The 18,175-nt window shown below is 71.7% G+C and carries 12 protein-coding genes; 5 read left to right on the top strand and 7 right to left on the bottom strand.

The features are described 5' to 3' along the window. Positions 1–38: 38 nt before the first annotated feature. The 6 genes from BCD48_RS20575 to BCD48_RS20550 form a co-directional block, all read right to left on the bottom strand. Positions 39–998: a TAXI family TRAP transporter solute-binding subunit gene (locus BCD48_RS20575; protein ID WP_241841881.1), complete on the bottom strand. Its 960-nt coding sequence runs from the start codon at positions 996–998 to the stop codon at positions 39–41. Between the two features lie 303 nt (positions 999–1,301). Beyond that, positions 1,302–2,927 carry an esterase-like activity of phytase family protein gene (locus BCD48_RS20570; protein WP_071050016.1) on the bottom strand — a complete coding sequence of 542 codons (1,626 nt, stop codon included), beginning with the start codon at positions 2,925–2,927 and terminating at the stop codon, positions 1,302–1,304. 172 nt (positions 2,928–3,099) lie between these two features. Further along, positions 3,100–4,518, bottom strand: coding sequence for a sensor histidine kinase (locus BCD48_RS20565; RefSeq protein ID WP_071050015.1), 1,419 nt, complete (start codon positions 4,516–4,518; stop codon positions 3,100–3,102). Positions 4,519–4,525: 7 nt separating this feature from the next. Next, complete coding sequence (locus BCD48_RS20560) at positions 4,526–5,437, bottom strand: response regulator transcription factor (RefSeq protein WP_071050014.1); 912 nt, start codon at positions 5,435–5,437, stop codon at positions 4,526–4,528. A 495-nt stretch (positions 5,438–5,932) separates the two neighbouring features. Then, entirely contained in the window at positions 5,933–7,330 is a 1,398-nt protein-coding gene (locus BCD48_RS20555) for an MFS transporter (RefSeq protein ID WP_198543322.1), read from the bottom strand. Positions 7,331–7,520: 190 nt separating this feature from the next. Continuing rightward, positions 7,521–8,393 (bottom strand): LLM class F420-dependent oxidoreductase, encoded by an 873-nt coding sequence (locus tag BCD48_RS20550; protein ID WP_071050012.1) that lies wholly within the window; start codon positions 8,391–8,393, stop codon positions 7,521–7,523. 807 nt (positions 8,394–9,200) lie between these two features. Between BCD48_RS20550 and BCD48_RS53895 the strand changes: the two genes are divergently transcribed. Together BCD48_RS53895 and aat are read left to right on the top strand one after the other, a co-directional pair. After that, a complete protein-coding gene (locus tag BCD48_RS53895) occupies positions 9,201–11,852 on the top strand; it encodes a putative bifunctional diguanylate cyclase/phosphodiesterase (protein ID WP_241841880.1) in 2,652 nt (883 codons plus the stop codon). Then, positions 11,849–12,694, top strand: a complete 846-nt coding sequence (aat, locus tag BCD48_RS20540) for a leucyl/phenylalanyl-tRNA--protein transferase (protein WP_071050011.1) — start codon at positions 11,849–11,851, stop codon at positions 12,692–12,694. The genes BCD48_RS53895 and aat overlap by 4 nt, the downstream gene beginning before the upstream one ends. Here the strand turns inward: aat and BCD48_RS20535 are convergent. After that, positions 12,615–13,958 (bottom strand): aminotransferase class I/II-fold pyridoxal phosphate-dependent enzyme, encoded by a 1,344-nt coding sequence (locus BCD48_RS20535; RefSeq protein ID WP_312624149.1) that lies wholly within the window; start codon positions 13,956–13,958, stop codon positions 12,615–12,617. The genes aat and BCD48_RS20535 overlap by 80 nt on opposite strands. Positions 13,959–14,534: 576 nt before the next feature. Between BCD48_RS20535 and BCD48_RS20530 the strand changes: the two genes are divergently transcribed. The 3 genes from BCD48_RS20530 to BCD48_RS20520 all read left to right on the top strand — a co-directional run bounded on the left by BCD48_RS20530 (position 14,535) and on the right by BCD48_RS20520 (position 18,166). After that, positions 14,535–15,362 carry a class I SAM-dependent methyltransferase gene (locus tag BCD48_RS20530; protein ID WP_397428784.1) on the top strand — a complete coding sequence of 276 codons (828 nt, stop codon included), beginning with the start codon at positions 14,535–14,537 and terminating at the stop codon, positions 15,360–15,362. Positions 15,363–15,676: 314 nt separating this feature from the next. Beyond that, entirely contained in the window at positions 15,677–17,158 is a 1,482-nt protein-coding gene (locus BCD48_RS20525; protein ID WP_071050010.1) for a lipopolysaccharide biosynthesis protein, read from the top strand. 252 nt (positions 17,159–17,410) lie between these two features. Next, on the top strand, positions 17,411–18,166 hold the full coding sequence (locus BCD48_RS20520) for an FkbM family methyltransferase (RefSeq protein WP_071050009.1): 756 nt from the start codon (positions 17,411–17,413) through the stop codon (positions 18,164–18,166). Positions 18,167–18,175 lie beyond the last annotated feature (9 nt).

Raw genomic sequence — 18,175 nt, 5'->3', positions numbered from 1 at the left:
AGGCCGGCCCCGGCAGGGCCGTCGGCCGCGGGACACGCTCAGGTCTTGGTGGCGCGGTAGTAGCGCAGGGCGCCGTCGTGCAGGGGGATGGGCGCCGTGGCGATGGCGCTGCGCCGGTCCAGCGCATAGGCGACCGGCACCCGGTCAGCGATCTCGGCGCGCGCGTCGAACAGGATCCTGGTCACCTCCTCGACCAGTCCCGGGTCGGTGTCGGCGCGGGTGACGAGCAGGTCGGGCACGGCGACCGTCGGCGTGTCGACGGCCTCGCCGGCGAGTCGGTAGGTGTCGGCGAGGATGGCGCCGGAGCGATAGACCGGGTCCCACTCGGCGTGCAGGCCGGCGGCGAGCTGGCCGAGTGGGACCAGGCGGATCGGGGTCTTCTGGGCCAGCTCGGTGATGCCGGCGGTCGGCAGCCCCCCCGACCAGAAGAACGCGTCGATGTCGCCGGCCCGCAGCGCGGCCACCGACTCGTTGATGCCAAGCGTGCTGACGCTCAGCGACGCCGGGTTGATCCCGGCGACCTCGAGCATCCGTTCGGTGATCAGCTCGGTGCCCGACCCGTCCGAACCGATCGACACCCGCTTGCCGGCAAGGTCCTCAATGGAGTTGATCGGGGCGTCCGCGCGTACCACCAGGTGCACGTAGTCGTCGTAGATCCGTGCCAGCGCCCGGATCGGCACCCGCTGGGTGAACGGCGCTCGCCCGTCCACGGCGGCGGAGGCGGCGTCGGCGGCGGTGAACGCGAAGACGTTCGCCGACCGGGCGACCTGGCGCACGTTCTCGACCGACGCCGTGGTGGCCATCGCCTGCGCCTGCACCCCGTTGAGGCGGCGGTTGACGGCCGCGGCGAGCTCCACCCCGTAGGTGTAGTAGATGTCCTTGGTCCCACCGGTGAGGATCATGATCGTGCCGTGCCGGTACTGGTTGTCCTGCCCGTCCTTGGCGACGGCGAAGACGGTGGCGGCGGTGGCGGCGAGCACGGCGGTCACGGCGGACATAACGGTGAGCACGCGCCGACGCGTGAGCCACCCGCGTGTCAGGCGCCCCAGTCGTAACCGCCGCATTGCCGAACGACGATACCCGGACGTGGCTACCCACAGTAGGGGCGGCCCGCCGACGCCCGCAGGGCCCACGGGCAGTCGCGCACCCCCGCGACATCGCTCGAAGGGCTCAGAACTCGAAGAGCTCGGAACTCGAAGGGCTCGGAGCACGAGGCTCAGAAGACCAGCTCAGAAGGGCCCAGCAGACGGGTGGGCCCGGGCGCGACACGCGCGCCCGGGCCCACCCCGCTGGCCGCCGGGTTACTTCTTGCTGACGGTGACGGTGACGGTGGCGGTGCTGGTGTAGGTGCGCCCCAGCCTGGTCGTGTCGACCACCAGGAACGCGCCGTCGTCCTGCTCGCCGTTCGGAAGGATCTTCGGCGCGAGCTGGAACGGGGCAGTCGAGCTCGCGAGGCCGGAGATGCCGAAGTCGCTGTCGTTGCTGATGACCAGCGTCCGGCCGCGGTCGGTTGTCGCGACGCCCTCGATCTTGTCGTGGCCGAAGAAGCCACCGGTCGGGTCGAGCTTGCTGACCAGGCCGGCGAAGTCGAGGTAGAGCGACTTCGTCACCGGGGTGATGCCGTTCGCCTTCAGCGTGGCCAGCGCGGCGGCGGTGGCGGAGGTGCCGACGGATGCCTCGATGGTCTTCTGGTCGGCGCCGACCAGCAGGCCGCCCTTGTCACCCGCGTAGGTCGCGCCCGGGACCTCGGCATTCGGGCCGACGTTGGTCGCGCCAGCCAGGTCGATCTTGTAGAACTTCTTGAACGCGCCCGGCTCGAACTTGCCGTCCCGCTCGTCGAGCAGGAACGTCGTGTTGGACAGCGCGGTGATCTCGCTGACGGCGCCACCGTTGATGGCCGGGTCGTCCAGCAGGTAGAGGTACTCGGCCGTTGCCTTCGTCCTCAGGTTGTAGGTGACGACCCGCAACGGCGCGATGCTCGCCGGCTTCGCGGTGGTGTCCTTCTGCTGCAAAGCGGACTGCACAATCCCGACGAGGGTCGTTCCGTCGGGCGTGATGGTCAGGCCCTCCATGCCGCGGTTCGGCATCCGGTACCTCAGCTCGGCGGGCAGGGAGCCGTCGAACGGCGACAGCCGGCCGATCTGGCGTCCGTTCCTGTCGAAGTGCGTGATGTACGGGCCGTACTCGTCCGAGATCCAGAATGTGCCGTCGGGCAGCGCGACCAAGCCCTCGGGGTCATACCCGTTCGGGTCGGGGGCCAGCGTGTCGCCGTTCAGGTCGAGGATCGTCTCGCCGGTGGTGGCCTCGGTGCTGACCCGGCCGCTGTATGGGGTTCCGTTGGCCGCGCGCAGCGGGATCGACTTCTCGAGCTCCGCCCGGCCGTCCTTCTTCAGCTTGAAAAGGCCAATGGCCGGAGTGAACGCCGGCATCGGCTCGACCTTCACGCCGTTCGGCCCGTCGACGTTCGGGCCGCGGTCGGTCACACCGTAGAACTCGTCCTTCTTGCCCGGCGCGGGGTAGATCGACGAGCCATACGCCCCACCCGTAATCTTGACGCCGCCGATCGTGGCCATGGGCGGCAGGTGGGTGTCGTACTGGGTGACCGCGTCACTCACGGCGTAGGTGAACGTGTCGGTCCCGGTGAAGCCGGCGTTCGGCGTGTAGCTGAAGGTCCCATCGGGGTTGAGGTTCAGCGTCCCGTGAGCTGGCTTGGTGCTCGAGACCAGCGTCAGCGGGTCACCGCTGTCGTTCCTGAACAGGCCATCGCCATTGCCACGCACCGTAAGCGTTGCGCCCGCCTTCGTGCGGTAGCTGTCATTCTTGGCCGCGAGCCCGTAATTCTTGCCACCGGCCTGGGCGACACCGGCACCGACCAACGCGATGGCCATCGCCCCGGCGGCCACCGAGGTGATACGTAGACGGTTCATCCGCTTCCCCATCCTCCCCACAGCGTGCCTGGCGGCACGCCGTCGGCGAGCCTCCATCTCCCCGATGGCCGAAAACCGTCCCGGGGATGGAGCGATGGTTAACCGGTCCGCACAGATTGGTCCCGCTTGTTCCCGCGCCGAGCGGACCGACTGGCCCGGCGGTGCGCACGGCTTAGGTGGCGGGCACCTTGACGAGCGACTGAGCCGTCGTCAGCGCGGCCGACGGCCGCCGCGGGACGCGCAGGGTCACCGCGAGGCCGGTGGGCTCCACCAGCGCGACCGACAGGCCGCCACCGGAGGCTTCCAGCAGCGCGATGGCGATGCTCAGACCCAGCCCGGAGCCACCGACGTTGACGTTGCGCGGGCTGCGCCAGAACCTCCGACCGACGGCGGCCAGCTCCTCAGGGGCGACGCCGGGGCCCTGGTCGCGCACGACGACCCGCACCGAGTCGGCGTCCCGGAGCACCATCACCTCGACGGTGGAGCCCGCCGGCGAGAACTTGATCGCATTGTCGACCACCGCGTCGAGGGCGCTGCCGATCGCCGTGCGGTCGGCGTACCCCATGGCCTCGGACAGCCCCGTCTGGCCGAGGACGATCTGCCTCGACGTCGCCACCGGCCGCCAGGCCGACAGCCGCTCGCGCGCGGCGGCGGCGACATCGAACAGCACCGGGCGGGTGGCCGCGTGCTCGGCCTGGGCGAGCGCGAGCAGTTCGTCGAGCACCTCGGTCAGCCGGCGTCCCTCGGCCCTGGTCTCCTCCAGCTCGTCGAGCCACTCCGGGGGCAGGCCCAGCCCGACGGTCTCGATCCGCAGCAGCAGCGCCGACAGCGGGTTGCGCAGCTGGTGGGACGCGTCCGCGACGAACGCCCGCTGCTGGAAGATGACCTCCTGCACATGGTCGGCCATCTCGTTGAACGCACTCGCGAGCCGGCGCAGCTCCGGTGGCCCGACCCGCTCCGAGACCCGGGTGGACATCTGGCCGGTGGCGATCGCGTGGGTGACCGCGTCGAGGCTGTCGATCGGCGCGAGCAGCCACCTGGTCAGCCGCAGCGCGACCGCGAGGCACAGCAGCAGCGCCGCCAGCTCGCCGAGGCCGAGCAGCAGCCAGCGGCGCAACACCTGGCCGCGCAGCCGGTCGGTCGGGGAGACGGTGAGCGCCGCCCCGACCACGTCGCCGCCCGCGAGCACCGGCTCGGCGATCACGAGGGGCCGGTTCTGCCAGGGCCAGATCTGCGCCGGGTTCTCCCCCGCCCGCCCGCGTAGCGCCGCGTTCAGCTGTGCGCGCGCCCGGGGGTCGGGAACCGAGGGCACGACGCGGGAGGCCGCGCGGACGGTGACGTCACGGCCGTAGACGACGGCCTCGACGCCATATACCTGGTCGTAACGGACAAGCTCGCCGGTCAGTGCGCGGGTGCCGTCAGGTCCTGGGTTCTGCCCGGCCATGCCGGCGAACCGGGTGGTGTCGCCGAGCCGGTCGAAGAACATCGCCTGCTGGCGGCCCTCGGCGATGCTGCGCGCCAGCGGGATGCCGAGCGCGACGAGCGCCGCGGTCATCAGCGACAGCAGGATCACCAGCAGCCTGACGCGCACGAGACGATCAGGCCCGCCGGCGACGTTTCACGGCGGCCGCGGCGGCCAGCTCCGGCCCGTCCGTGTCCTGCTCGACCGCGGCCACGGCGGCGCCCGTGCCGGCGCGGGCGACCTCGGCGGGCGGGGGCGCGGGAGCGCCCGCCGCCGCGAGCCGGTAGCCGACGCCCCGCACTGTCTGCACGACGCACGGGTCGCCCAGCTTGGCGCGCAGCGAGGCCACGTGCACCTCAAGCGTGCGCGACGCTGACTGCACCGACGAGCCCCAGACCTCGCTGATCAGCTGCTCGCGCCGGAACACCACACCGGGGGCCCGGGCGAGCTCGGCGAGCAGGTCGAACTCCTTGCGGGTCAGGGCGACGGTCCGCCCGTCGTTGCCCGTCACCTCTCGGCTGTCGAGGTGGACGCGCAGGCCGCGGGTCTCGACCACCCGGCCGACCTCCGCCGCACCGGTGCCGACGACCGCTCCCGTGGAGCCCGCGCCGCCGGTCGCCTGGCCGTCCGGCCGGGTGGCCGTCCCGCCCACGTGGCCGGTCGTGTCGACGTCGGCGGGGGCGAGCGGGTCGGGCCGGGAGCGGCGCACCACGGCGTGGATCCGAGCGATCAGCTCCCGCAGGTCGTAGGGCTTGACGATGTAGTCGTCCGCGCCCAGGTAGAGCCCGTGGATGCGGGCGGACAGTTCGGCCCGCGCGGTCACCATGATCACGGGAGTGTTGGACACCTTGCGTATCCGGCCGCAGACGTCGAAGCCGTCACGGTCGGGCAGGCCCAAGTCCAGCAGCACCAGATCGGGCCGGGTGTGCATGAGATCCAGGGCGCGCGCTGCGGTGCGGGCCCGGACGATGTCGAAGCCGTGCCGGCCGAGCACGCTGGACAGCGCCGCCGCGACGCGGTCATCGTCCTCCACGATCAACAGCCGCATGGGGCACTCCCGTCCGGCGACGTCGCGCGCACCTACACGCGGTCCGCCCTCCTGGTATCACCGCCGCGGCCGGCCCCTCGTCGCGCCGCCCGTCCTGCCTCGACAAGTTAGCACTCCCGTCAGCTCTGCCCCAGGTCACGTTAATTCGGATCGCTTGTAGCTCGGGACTTCGTCCGGTGGATGGTCAGTGGCTCGCGGGCGAAGCTCGGTCACCCCCCGGGATAAATGGGCGTTCCAAGGGCAACCGCGCACCCGAGCCATTGCCCCGGCCGTAGTGGCCGGCAGCGCCTTGTTCCGCATTTCCCACCGGCCATTCGGGAAAGGAGCCGTTGACATGCCTCCTCCCCGCCAGCCCTGGACGCAGCACCATCCCCCGGCCCAGTGGACCCGGTCAGCGCTCATTCCATTCCGGTCCCGCCTCGGCCCATACGGACGGGGTCAGGCGGCCGGCCGGCTCGGCCTTGCCCTCCGGCGGCGGGACCGCGGGGGGACGGCTCAGCCGGCGGGGGCGGGCAAGGTGTCGTCCGCCGGGCCGCGCGCGACCACGTTCCGGCGCGCCCGCCGCCCGCGCGGCGCGGCGTCCGCCGACCCGGCGCGGATCGTCGCGGACAGGAACGCGGCCACCAGGCAAAGGAACGCCGCGCCATACCAGGCAGCCGTGTAGGTACCGGTCACCCCGCGCACCCAGCCCGCGGCCAGGGCCGCCACCGCGGCGCCGAGCTGGTGGGAGGCGAACACCCAGCCGAAGACCACCGAAGCACGCTCGGGACCGAACTCGGACCGGCATAGCGCGATCGTCGGCGGCACCGTGGCCACCCAGTCCAGCCCGTACACGACGATGAAGGCGATCATGCTGGGATGCGGCTCGGATGAGAGCAGCACCGGCAGCCCCGCGAGCCCGAGCCCGCGCAGCGCGTAGTACGCGACGAGCAGGTGGCGGCTGTCGAACCGGTCGGTCAGCCAGCCGGACGCCACCGTCCCCACGATGTCGAAGATCCCGACGACGGCCAGCAGCCCGGCGGCGGTGACCTCGGGCATCCCGTGGTCATGCGCGGCCGGCACGAAGTGCGTGCCGATCAGCCCGTTGGTGCTCATACCGCAGATGAAGAACCCGCCGGCGAGCGCCCAGAAGGCCCGGTTCCGGGCCGCGTCGGCGAGCCCGGTCAGCGCCACGCCGGCGGCCCCGACACCCGAGGAGACCTCCCTCACGGGCTTCACCCGCCGGCCGGGAACCGCGATGCCCGCCGCCGCGTCGGGGCTGTCCGGCGGCTCGGGCACGACCAGGGCCGGGGGCTCGGGCACGGCCGGGACCGGAGGCTCGGGCTCAGGCGCGGCGCCATAGGGGCGCAGGCCGACGTCGCTCGGGTAGTCACGGATCCCGGCGACGACGAGTGGGATCACGGCCGCCGCGGCGATCGTCACCGTCAGCGCGGCGGTGCGCCACCCGTACCGGTCGACCAGTACCGCGAGCACCGGGAGAAAGACCAGCTGACCGGTCGCTCCGCCCGCCGTGAGCACACCCACCACCAGGCCGCGATATTGCTCGAACCACCTGCCGGCGACCGTCGCGGCGAACACCAGTGCCATCGATCCGGTGCCGAGGCCCACCAGCACGCCCCAGCAGGCGATCAGCTGCCAGGTGGCGGTCATGAACACGGTCAGCCCGCTGCCGGTCGCGACCAGCAGCAGCGCCACGGCCACCACCCGCCGGATCCCGAACCGTTCCATCAGCGCCGCGGCGAACGGCGCCGTGAGCCCGTAAAGGACCAGGTTCACGGACACCGCCGAGGAGACCGTGGCCCGCGACCAGCCGAACTCCTCCTGCAGCGGCAGGATGAACACGCTGGGCACCGCGCGGAACCCGGCGGCCCCGACGAGCGCGACGAACGCCACCGCGGCCACCACCCAGGCGCGATGAGGCCGGAGGGTCTGAGATTGCCGCGGACGCGGCGGCCTCAGACCCTCCGGCTTCGAAGACGCTGGCCGAGGGGCCCGTTCGGGCGCGGAGGTCACCAATCCAGCATGCCGGACACACCGGACACGCCGGCCGCCCGACGCCCCCACGACGCCAGCCGTCCCGTTGCTACAGGTCGGCCACCTGGCCGATCACCTCGGAGCCGAGGATTTCCAGCGGACGGATCTTGACCACGTCGGTGACCCGGCCGATGACCTCCTGGATGCCTAGTGCGGCCAAGCGCTCCAGGTCGGCGAGGATCGCGCCGACGTTCTCGCCGCCCTCACCCGGGTCGAACTCGTAGTAGGCCGTCTTGATGATCTCGTCGTAGTCGCGCCCCTCCGCCTCGCAGTGCCCGCGCAGCACCGCGAGCTTGCGCTCGAGGTCCGGGCCGGGGAAGAGGTTGCAGGCCTGGCCGTAGCGGGCCACCAGCCGCAGCGTCTTCTTCTCGCCGCCGCCGCCGATCATGATCGGCGGGAACGGGCGGCTCAGGTTCGGCGGCGCGTTGAGTGGCCGAGCCAGCTGGTAGTGCTTGCCGGTATAGGCGCTCTCGTCATCCGACCACATCGCCAGGCAGATCTGGAGCGTCTCCTCCAGCCGCTCGAACCGCTCCGCGACGGGCGGGAACGGGATACCGAGCCCGACTGCCTCCTCCTCGTTCCAGGCCGCGCCGATGCCCAGCCACGCCCGCCCGCCGGACAGCACGTCGAGCGTGCTGATCGTCTTCGCGAGGACGCCGGGCTGCCGGTAGACCGTGCCCGTGACCAGCGTCAGCAGCTTGACGCGCTCGGTGATGGCGGCCAGGTAGCCGAGCGTCGTGTAGGCCTCCAGCATCTCGTGCTCGGGCGGGCCGACGAAGGCGATCTGGAAGAAGTGGTCCATCACGGCCAGCTTGTCGAAACCGGTCGCGTCGGCGGTCCTCGCGATCTCGGCGAGATCCGCTCCGAGCCGCTCCGGCCCGCCGGGCCAGGTGAAGTCGGGGATCTGAAGTCCAATCCGCATCAGGCTTGGCCCTCTCCGGTTGGGCGGGCGCGCGGGCGCCCGTCTGACGGGCACCGAGCGCCCGACCTGCGTGGCCAGGGGCCGGTGCATGACTCCGGGCCGGTCCTGGTCCGGGCCGGCCCGGCGGTGCCTACCGCTGAGCGCCGGCGGCGCGTGGCGCCCGATCCACGTGGCTGTGGCCCGGTGCGGGCACCGGAGGCGACCCTGACGGGGCGGCAGGCTGACGAACGCCGCCGCGAGGTCACCCGCGGCCCGCGGCCCGCGGCCGAACAGGCGGTGTTCCCGGCACGGGCCAGAGCTCCGATGGCCCGCACCCACGCACCCACGACTGAGAGACGCGCCGGCCGAGCTGCGCGGCTACCCGACGACCCTATGCCCGCCATGGGCCATCTGCCTGCCACCGGTCACGCCCGCCTCGCCCCTCGGGCCCGACGGGCAGGGGCCCGTCCCGCCAGCGGGCCGTCCGCGTCCGCCGGCCGTCCGTGCCGGCGATACCTACCCACACATGACCGTGAGGCAAGCAACGAGAAGCCGGCCGGTGACCGAAGCCGACCAGAGAGCATTCAGCGCGCTAACGTGACCCAACGCGCGAACAGGCCAATATCGCCGGGGAAACACCGACCCCATGGTTCCCACCAGAATCAGCGACAATTGCCGCATGTCGAGACCCGTGCGTCACCAGGTCCGGCGATTCAACGACGGGCGGTGTTCCCGGGTCGCCGTACCCGGGCCATGGGCGGGTGCGCGGATCACGGCGCCGGCCGGACGACGACGCGGCGCCGGCACCGGCGATGGCGAGCGCCTACGATGATCACCATCGGGCCCCCGTCGCGCCGGTACCGGATGATCCGCGTCAGCCAGATCCTCCTGCTGGTCGCGGCAGTGATGCTCGCGGCCTCCGGCTTCACCAAGACCCCCTGGCTCGACGCGGTGACCTGGCCACTGCGCAACACGTTCAGCCTCGCGGTAGGCCTGTTGTGCCTCCTGCGCGCCGTGATGATCCGCGGTGACCGAGCGCCCTGGGCGGTCCTCGGCGGCGGGCTGATCCTGTACGGCGCCGCCACGCTCTGTTCCTCCGTCGCCGGGCACCTCATCGAGGGCAAGCAGCAGGCCATCGCGCCGTCGGTCATCGACGCCGGCTGGCTGGCGTTCTATCCGGCCTGCTACGCGGCCGTCATCCTGCTGCTGCGCCACCGGCTGTTGCGGCTGCCCAGGAGCCTGCTGCTCGACGCGCTGATCGGCCTGCTCGGGGTCGCGGCGCTCACGACCGGCCTCGGCGTGGTCATGACGCGGCGTGAGCCCGAGCTGGGGCTTGGCGACCTGCTGATCGCGCTGGTCTACCCACTCGCCGATCTGCTCCTCGCGCTGCTGGTGATCAGCGTGTTCGGCCTGCTCGGCCGCCGCGCCGGGCGGGTGTGGTGGCTGCTCGGCTGCGGTCTGCTGTGCTTCGTCGCCGCGGACACCGTGCTGGCCTCGCAGACGGCGACCGCGGGCGGCTTCTCCCCCGGTGGCCCGTCGGACTTCCGGCTCTGGCGCACATTCGGTGGTAACGGTGCGTTAGCGCCGGTCGTGGAGGTCAAAGCGGTCGAAATCGGCCACCTCACAGACGTTCGCGAGGTCCGGCAGGCGCCGCCGCGCTGCGCTGGAAAGCCTCAACCAGGACAAAGTAGACGCAAGCGGCGTCTCACCACGCGATCACTGAACGTCACCACCGAATATGCGCCAGAGCCGGACTTCCTGTGGGCACTGTCCCAGCTGCTGCTGGCGTTCGCCGCCTGGCAGCGCCAGCCCCGTGTGTCTCCGGCCAGGGCCGCCGGCTGGGGCATCATGCTCATCCCCACGGTGCTCGCCCTGACTGCGCTCGGCATCCTCGTGGCCGGAGCGACCGTGCGCCTGCCGCTGGCCGCCGTGCTGCTCGCGGCCAGCACGGTGATCGCCGCACTCGGGCGGGCGGGCCTGACGTTCGTCGAGATGCAGCGGCTGGCCGAGTCCAAGGCGCTGGCGCTGACGGATGACCTCACCAACCAGCCCAACCGGCGCGGACTGGACGAGCGGCTGCGCGCCGCCATCACGCGTGCCACCAGCGCGGGGCACTCGCTCGCCCTGCTGCTCCTCGACCTCGACCGGTTCAAGCTCGTCAACGACTCGCTCGGTCACAAGGTCGGCGACGAGGTGCTCGTCGAGGTCAGCGGGCGCATCGCCACCGCGCTGCGCCCCGGGGACGTGGTCGCGCGACTCGGCGGCGACGAGTTCGCCGTGCTGCTGGAACGGACCGACGGTGCCGGCGCCCAGCTGGTCGCCGACCGGGTGCGCGCGGCACTTGACGACTACATCCACGTCGGCACGCTCACGATCCCGGTGACGGCGAGCATCGGCGCCGCGGTCTACCCCGACCAGGCGGCCGACGCCGACGAGCTGCTGGCGCGCGCCGACATCGCCATGTACGCCGCCAAGGAACGGCACACCGGCGTGGAGCACTACGACCCGAGGGCCGGCGACGCGTCGATGGTCGAGCTCACCCTGACCGAGGCCCTGCGGGACGGCATCAGCGGCGACCAGATCGAGGCGCACTTCCAGCCGAAGGTCGAGATCGCCACCGGCCGGATCCGATCGGTGGAGGCGCTGGCCCGCTGGAACCACCCGGACCGGGGCCTGCTCGCCCCGGACTCGTTCGTGCGGCTCGCCGAGCATGCTGGGCTGATGCGCCCGCTGACCACCGCCGTGCTCGACCAGTCGTGCGCCCAGCTGGCGAGCTGGCGCTCCGCGGGCCTCGACGTCACGGCCGCGGTGAACATCTCCGCGACCGACCTGCTCGACCAGGCCTTCCCCGACCATGTACGCGGTCTGCTCGCCGCGCACGGGCTCGGCGCCGACGCGCTCGAGCTCGAGCTCACCGAGACCACGCTGATGCTTGACCGCACCCGCGCGAGCAAGGTGCTCACCGAGCTGCACGACCTGGGCGTGGGCATCGCGGTGGACGACTATGGGACCGGCTACTCGACGCTGGCCTACCTGTCCGGGGACTTCCCGGTGGACGTGCTCAAGCTGGACCGGTTCTTCGTCAGCCGGCTGGAGTGCAACGACGTGGCTCGCAAGATCGTCCGGTCGACCGTCGACCTCGCGCACGACCTCGGGCTGCGCGTGGTCGCCGAGGGCGTCGAGACGGAGCGCGGGCTCGCGCTGCTGCGCGACTTCGGCTGCGACCTGGCCCAGGGCTTCTTCGTCGGCGAGCCCGGCCCGGCTGAGCACGTCACTCCAAGGCTCATCCCGGCCACGATGCCCGCCGCGCCTCCCGTGACCATCGCGGGCGGCGGCGCCGGACCGGCCGGCGCAAGGCCGAGGCCCACGATGGCCACGACCGCGCGGACCGTTGCGGCCCAGCCGGCCGCTGACGACCCCGGGCCTGCCGGATCGCCCTCGTCGATCCGGCAGGAACCCCGGGCCGGCTCGGGGCCGTGAGCCTCACCGCCCGGCCGGCCCCATGCGGCCCGAGCTGGTGGGACACGCTGCCGCTGACCGAGGGCCAGGCCGACGGGCCAGTAGCCCTCGGTGGCAGCGCCACGCCGGACGCGCTCATCGGGGCCTACCGGGCCGGCGTGTTCCCCTGGCCGAGCGAGGATGCCCAGACAGGTTGGCAGTCGCACCAGCTCGCGCTCGCGCTGCGCGCTGTGGGCCGGGGTCTCGTGCGCCGGCCACGGCTCGGAGACCTCCCGTGGTGGTGTCCCGACCCGCGGGCGGTGATCCCGGCCGGCACGGTGCGCGCCGCCCGGTCACTGCGCGGCCGGATCCGCTCCTGCGGCTGGACGACCACGGTGGACCGGGCCTTCGACGAGGTGGTCACCCGCTGCCGGCGCGCGGCGCCCGAGATCTGGATCACCGACGAGCTGCGCGCCGGCTATGCCCAGCTCCACGCGCTCGGCTGGGCGCACAGCCTGGAGGTGTGGGCGGCCGACCGGCTGGTCGGCGGCGCGTTCGGCATCCTGATCGGCGGGGTCTTCGTCGGTGAGTCAATGTTCCATGACGAGACCGACGCCTCCAAGATCGCGATGGTGGACCTCGACGCCCGGTTCGCCGCCGCCGGCGGCCGCCTGCTCGACGTCCAGATCGCCAGCGACCACCTGCGCACGCTCGGCGCCGTCGAGATCTCGCGAGACCGCTATCTGGCGACGCTGCGGGCGGTCCGCGACGACGACATCCGGCTCGTCACCGACCAGCTCCCCGTCAACCGCCTGCTTCCTGCGCCGGGTCCCGGTCGTCCGCCGCCCGGCGCAGCGGGAACCGGTCAGCCGCCGCGTCGATGACGCGCAGCAGCTCCTCGATCTCCTCGTCCGTGTTGGCCGCCGTCACCGAGAGACGGAAACCCGTCTCGCCACGCGGCACGATCGGGTACGGCACCAATGTGGCGAGGATGCCCCGCTCGAACAGGAAGCGCCCAAGAGGCTCGAGCAGGTCGGGGTCGGCCAGCGGGACCTCGACGATCGGGAAACCGGTCGTGTTCAGCGTGTCCAGGCCGAGCGCGCGGATGCCGTCGAGCACCCGCGACGTCCGCCGGTACAGCTCGGCACGCCGTTCGTCGCCGTGGGCCGCGTTGAATCGCAGGCCCGCCTGCGCGGTCGCGAGCGAAGCCACCGGAGGCGGGCCCGAATACGTGTACGTCCCCGCGGTGATCCGCAGGAAATGCCTGATCTCGGGCGGACAGGCGACAAAGGCCAACAACGACGAGTAGGCCTTGGAGAATCCGCCGACGAGAACCAGACCGTCGTAGTCCCGGCCGAGGTGGCGCACGATGCCGTTGCCCCGCGACCCGTAGGGCGAGAGCTCGTCGACCGACCGCTCCCCCAGCACCCCAAAGCCGTGCGCGTCGTCGATGTAGAGCACCGCGTCGTACCGGTGGGCGAGTTCGGCGAGCTCCGCGAGCGGCGGGCCGTTGCCCGTCATGCTGTTCACCCCGTCGACGCAGATGACGCGGGGGTATCGGTCACTCGCCGCGAGCTTAAGGGCGAGGTCGGGCAGGTTCTCCTCACGGAACCGGATGACCTGTGCGCCCCGCGCCGACGCCATCCGGGCGCCTTCGTGGATCGTCTGGTGAGCGCGACGCTCCAGAAACACGGCGCCGGCCCCGGCGAGGGCCGGCAGCACCGAGAAGTGAATGTGGCTGATGGTCGGCAGCAGCAGGGTGTCCTCGGCGCCGAGGAGCTCGGCGAGCTCCTCCTCGATCTCCGCGAACAGCCGCGGGTTACCGACCAGCCGACACCAGCTGGGATGAGTTCCCCAGCGGGCGATGTACTCGGGGACGACCGCGCTGATCTCGGGTTCAAGGTCGAACCCGAGGTAGTTGCAGGACGCGAAGTCGATCAGCCAGTGCTCGCCCACCCGGATGCGGCGGCCGTCGATCTCGTCGACGACCGAGTCCCAGAACGGGACGCGGCCGCGCAACCGGTGCATCTCGGCCAGCCCGCCCGGAGGCTGGGCCAGCACCCGGCCGAAGGCCGGCGCGAGCGGTCTCCCGACGGCCGGGACGGCCACGGATGCCATGTCCTCGGCCGCGCGCGTGGGCACCAACACGATCACTCCCCTGCGTGACCACCGGCATGGCCCCGGCGCGGGCATGATCTTCTCGCAGGTCCGGGCGATACCACTCTCACGGTATATCGAGATATCGAGCTTTACGTGGCGCAACGATAGCGAAGGGCACCAATTGCGTCCATAGATACCCATGGCGGCCCTACAGGCAGCGGTCCGCCGCATACAGGCGGCGCCGGGACCCGCTGTCGCCAGCGGCCACGAACGACGTCCGAGCGGTTCGACGCCGGGTGGGCCTACGCCGAGCCCGACGCCGCCGACGTGACCACCCTGGCGATCCGGCCGAGCCGACGGAGGCGGCGTCAGCCGGAGGCGGCGTCAGCCGGAGGCGGCGTCAGCCGGACCGCCGGACCCCGTTCGGCTGGTGCCGGGGGTCGGCCTCGCGGTCCGCGGCGGGTCCGGCCCGCGTCCGCGAAGCTGTGTGAGTTCGACCCCAACGGGGCTCCTCCAGACGGCCCGGAGTCCCATATCCCGGCGGCAAGAACCGACCGGCTGGCCGCTCCGGCGGTGACCCTGCCCACCGCATTCACCACGGCGGACGGGTGTTAGGGTCCGCCTATGGTTGACTTGGCCCCAGATCCGCTACCGGCCACGACGGCGCCAACGGCCGAGTCGACGGCGTCGGGACCGGCCCGGCCACGCGCGGCCACCCTGCCCTCCGTGCCCTACGTCGGCTGGGGCCTGCGTCGCTCCTGGACGCTGTTCACCGAGCACCGCAAGAAGCCCGTCGACCCGCCGCCCAGCTTCTACCGGCTCGTCGCCGCGGACTCCGTCCGCCAGCTGTCCCGGTATGTCTCGGTCGCCGGGCAGTCCGTCCTCGACGTCGGCGGCGGCCCGGGCTACTTCCGGGACGCGTTCCTCGAGGCCGGCTCCCGCTACTGCTGGATCGAGCCGGACGTCTCGGAGCTCGCGGTCACCGACGTCCCGGGCCGCATCCGGGGCAGCGCGCTCGCGTTGCCGGTGCGGACCGACTCGGTGGACATCTGCTACACGTCGAACGTGCTGGAGCACGTCCCGGACGCCTGGCAGATGTGCTCGGAGCTGGTCCGGGTGACCCGCCCCGGCGGCCTCATCTACCTCAGCTACTGCAGCTGGCTGTCCCCGTGGGGCGGTCACGAGACCGCGCCCTGGCACTACCTCGGCGGCCGCCGGGCCCAGGCCCGCTACGAGCGGCTCAACGGCGAACCGCCCAAGAACATCTACGGCGAGACCATGTTTCCCGTGTACGTCGGCGACACCCTCGCCTGGGCTCGTTCCCGGCAGGACGTCGTCGTCATCGACGCCCTGCCGCGGTACCTGCCGGACTGGTCCAAGCCGATCCTGAAGGTGCCCGGAGTGCGCGAGGTTCTCACCTGGAACCTGCTGCTGATCCTCCGCAAGATCTGACCGCCGCAACCACCGCCGGAAGCCGTCTGCGGTTGGGCCAGGTCACCGGTTTGTCGCCGGTCTGATTTCGCGTCGCGGTGGTCCCGCCGGAAACGATCCAGCACCACCTGGATGGCCGGGGGCCGCATCGTCCCTCGCCCGATATCGGCGGCGCCTCGGCGAACTCCCGTGTAACGTGCGACACGCCTCGCAATTGCGACAAACCGCAATTGATTACCGTTGGGATCAGTTCGCCGATCCCAACGGCGGGATCGCCCACCGCTGGGCCAGCGTCTGGCTGCGTACCGGCGGGTGACCGCGCTACGGAGAGGTGCATGGCGCTGTCGGTGAAGCGGGATGTGTTAGCCGAGCTGCTGCGGGGCCCGATGGCTCTCGCCGCGGCAGGCATGGTCGTCAACGTCTTCAACCTGCTGATGAACCTGGCGCTCGCACGGGTACTCGATCCGGACGCATATGGCGCCGTCGTCGTCCAGACGAACATCTTCATGATTCTCTCGGTCGGCGGGACAGCCGTGCTAATCGCCGTGGTCCACTGGGAGTCGGCGCGGATCGGCCAGACCCGGCGCGATCGGCTCGCCTGGATCCGTCAGCTGCGCGGTGTCACATTCGTCGGCGTCGTTGTCTCCATCGTGATTGCGTTCGCACTGTGCGAACCGGTCGCGACGCTGCTGTCCTACCCGCACCCGTTCGCGATCGCCGAGGCCACGATCGCGGCGGCGATCTGGATCTCGCTCTGCGTGGAACGCGGGCTGCTCCAGGCCCGCGGCAACTACCCGGCGCTGGCCCGCAACCTGGTGTTCGAGTCCGCGTTCCGGACCGCCTGTGTGGTCGCTCTGGTCGGAGTCGGTCTCGAGGTGAACGGGGCCGGCCTCGCGCTGGCACTCGGTATCGCGGTGGGCGCGGAGCATGCCCGCCGGGCGGTCGTCCGTACCCCGGCACTGCCCCGGCTGCCGCGTCCGAAGCCACGGCCTGGGCTGGAAGGCTCGGTGACCCCAACCGCCACCGGCCCGATTCCGATGCTGCCGACGCCGCGGCCGCAGATGCTGCCGACGCCGCGGCCGCAGAGGATCCGGCACAGCCTGATCTCGGACGCCTCGACCGCGCTCGGCGCGCTCGTCCCGCTGGCGCTGCTGCAGAACATGGACGTCGTCATCGTCGGCTGGCGCAATCCGGAGGCGGTCGGCGCCTACGCCGCGATCTCAACGGCCTGCAAGGTACCGGTGTTCATCGGGTTGGCGGTCGCGAACTTCCTGCTGCCCGAGGCGGCGCGACGGCGCAAGGAGGGCCTGCAGGCGGGCCGAGCACTGGCGATGGCGGTCGGCTGCGTCGTCGCGCCCGGAATCCTGCTGACCGCGATCGGGCTGGTCGGCGCCGAACCCCTGCTGGCGCTGGTGTTCGGCTCCGATCTGACGGCGGCCGCCGGGTCACTGTGGGTCCTCGCGCTCGCGATGACAGCCATGGCGGTCACCATGATGTTCGCCACCTACCTGCTGGGCGCGAACCAGCGCGTGATCGTCGTGGTGCTCTTCGCCTGCTCGGCGTTGACCGGCGTCGGCCTCGTCCTTGCCGGCGGTGGGATCGGGCACACCGTGGCAACGGCTCTGGCCTGCCAGGCCGCGACCGCGACCGCGACCGGCTGGTTCGTCCACCGGCTACACCATTCCGACCGACGGGCCGCCTCGCGGACCACCATCGAAGCCAGCGAGCCGGACCGCATCGTGGCCGTCGCGACTCCGGGCCCACCGCCGCGGCCTCGCCGGCCACGACCATCGCGGACGGGGGCAGCGGGATGGTAGCGCCAGCGAGGTAACGCCCTCGGCACCGAGCCCTTCCGGGGAGCGATGGACGTTCGACGCGCTCACGCCCGAGCGGGTGCCCAGCGCCGGACGGCGCGGCCAGCTCGCTGTCGCTGTGAGGTTCGAATGAGTGGCTGGCGTCGCCGTAGCGGGCGCGACGCCCTACTTTCTTCCTGTCTGTGGTGTGCGTACGGAGCCAGAGCACACCCTGCCGACTCGGCAGTAAGCCCATCAATCGGAACGGAGACCTCCATGGAACTGAAGAGCACAATCGCCGAGTTCATCCCGGACCGCATCTTCGCGACGACTGTCGCCTACGCGCACCGGCGGTTCGAGCCGATTCTTCGGCAGGTCAAAATGTTCGTCGGCCCGAACCAGACCGCGATCGACGTCGGCGCCTGGTACGGGCCGTGGACTCACTGGCTGGCGCGCGCCGCCGCCTCCGTTGTCACGGTCGAGGCGAACCCGGAGCTCGCGGACTTCGTGCGGCGGACAGCGCTTCCCAACGTCACCGTCGTGTCCGCCGCGGCCTCCGACGAGGAAGGGACGGCCACTCTGTGGCTGCCGGTGGGCGGAAAGGGCACCGAGGGACGCGCGTCCCTGCACGGGCAGGGCGACGGCCGGTCTGTCGAGGTGACGACCATGCGGCTCGACAGCCTGGACGTAGCCGACGTGGGCCTTATCAAGATCGATGTCGAAGGCCATGAGCTACAGGCGCTGCGTGGGGCCGAAGGCCTGGTCCGGAAGTGGCGTCCGATGCTCATCGTCGAGGTCGAGGACCACCGCGCGCCGGCCGCGGACACGCTCAGCCTGGTCGACAGCTGGGGTTATGAGGGCATATACCTCAAGGACGGGCAGTGGCAGCCGCTCGCCGACTTCGACCTGGTCGGGCACCAGGCCGCGATGGCCGAGGTGTCCAAGGAGAGCTACCTGCGAGCCATCGCTACCAGGGCCAGTGACCGGTACGTGAACACCATCGTCTTCCGACCGCTGCCCGCGCACGTCTGACCTTCGGAC

The organism is Pseudofrankia coriaricola, assembly GCF_001854805.1.
Taxonomy (GTDB): domain Bacteria; phylum Actinomycetota; class Actinomycetes; order Frankiales; family Frankiaceae; genus Pseudofrankia.
The sequence above is the reverse complement of the archived record's forward strand: the minus strand, read 5'-3'. Positions and strand labels throughout refer to the sequence as shown.

What these genes read in the sequence shown, in the direction of transcription:
- BCD48_RS20525 (WP_071050010.1), top strand. Translation starts at nt 15,677, where the DNA reads ATGGCGCTGTCGGTGAAGCGGGATGTGTTAGCCGAGCTGCTGCGGGGC.
- BCD48_RS20560 (WP_071050014.1), bottom strand. Translation starts at nt 5,437, where the DNA reads ATGCGGCTGTTGATCGTGGAGGACGATGACCGCGTCGCGGCGGCGCTG.
- BCD48_RS20570 (WP_071050016.1), bottom strand. Translation starts at nt 2,927, where the DNA reads ATGAACCGTCTACGTATCACCTCGGTGGCCGCCGGGGCGATGGCCATC.
- BCD48_RS20575 (WP_241841881.1), bottom strand. Translation starts at nt 998, where the DNA reads ATGTCCGCCGTGACCGCCGTGCTCGCCGCCACCGCCGCCACCGTCTTC.
- BCD48_RS20530 (WP_397428784.1), top strand. Translation starts at nt 14,535, where the DNA reads ATGGTTGACTTGGCCCCAGATCCGCTACCGGCCACGACGGCGCCAACG.
- BCD48_RS53895 (WP_241841880.1), top strand. Translation starts at nt 9,201, where the DNA reads ATGATCACCATCGGGCCCCCGTCGCGCCGGTACCGGATGATCCGCGTC.
- BCD48_RS20520 (WP_071050009.1), top strand. Translation starts at nt 17,411, where the DNA reads ATGGAACTGAAGAGCACAATCGCCGAGTTCATCCCGGACCGCATCTTC.
- BCD48_RS20550 (WP_071050012.1), bottom strand. Translation starts at nt 8,393, where the DNA reads ATGCGGATTGGACTTCAGATCCCCGACTTCACCTGGCCCGGCGGGCCG.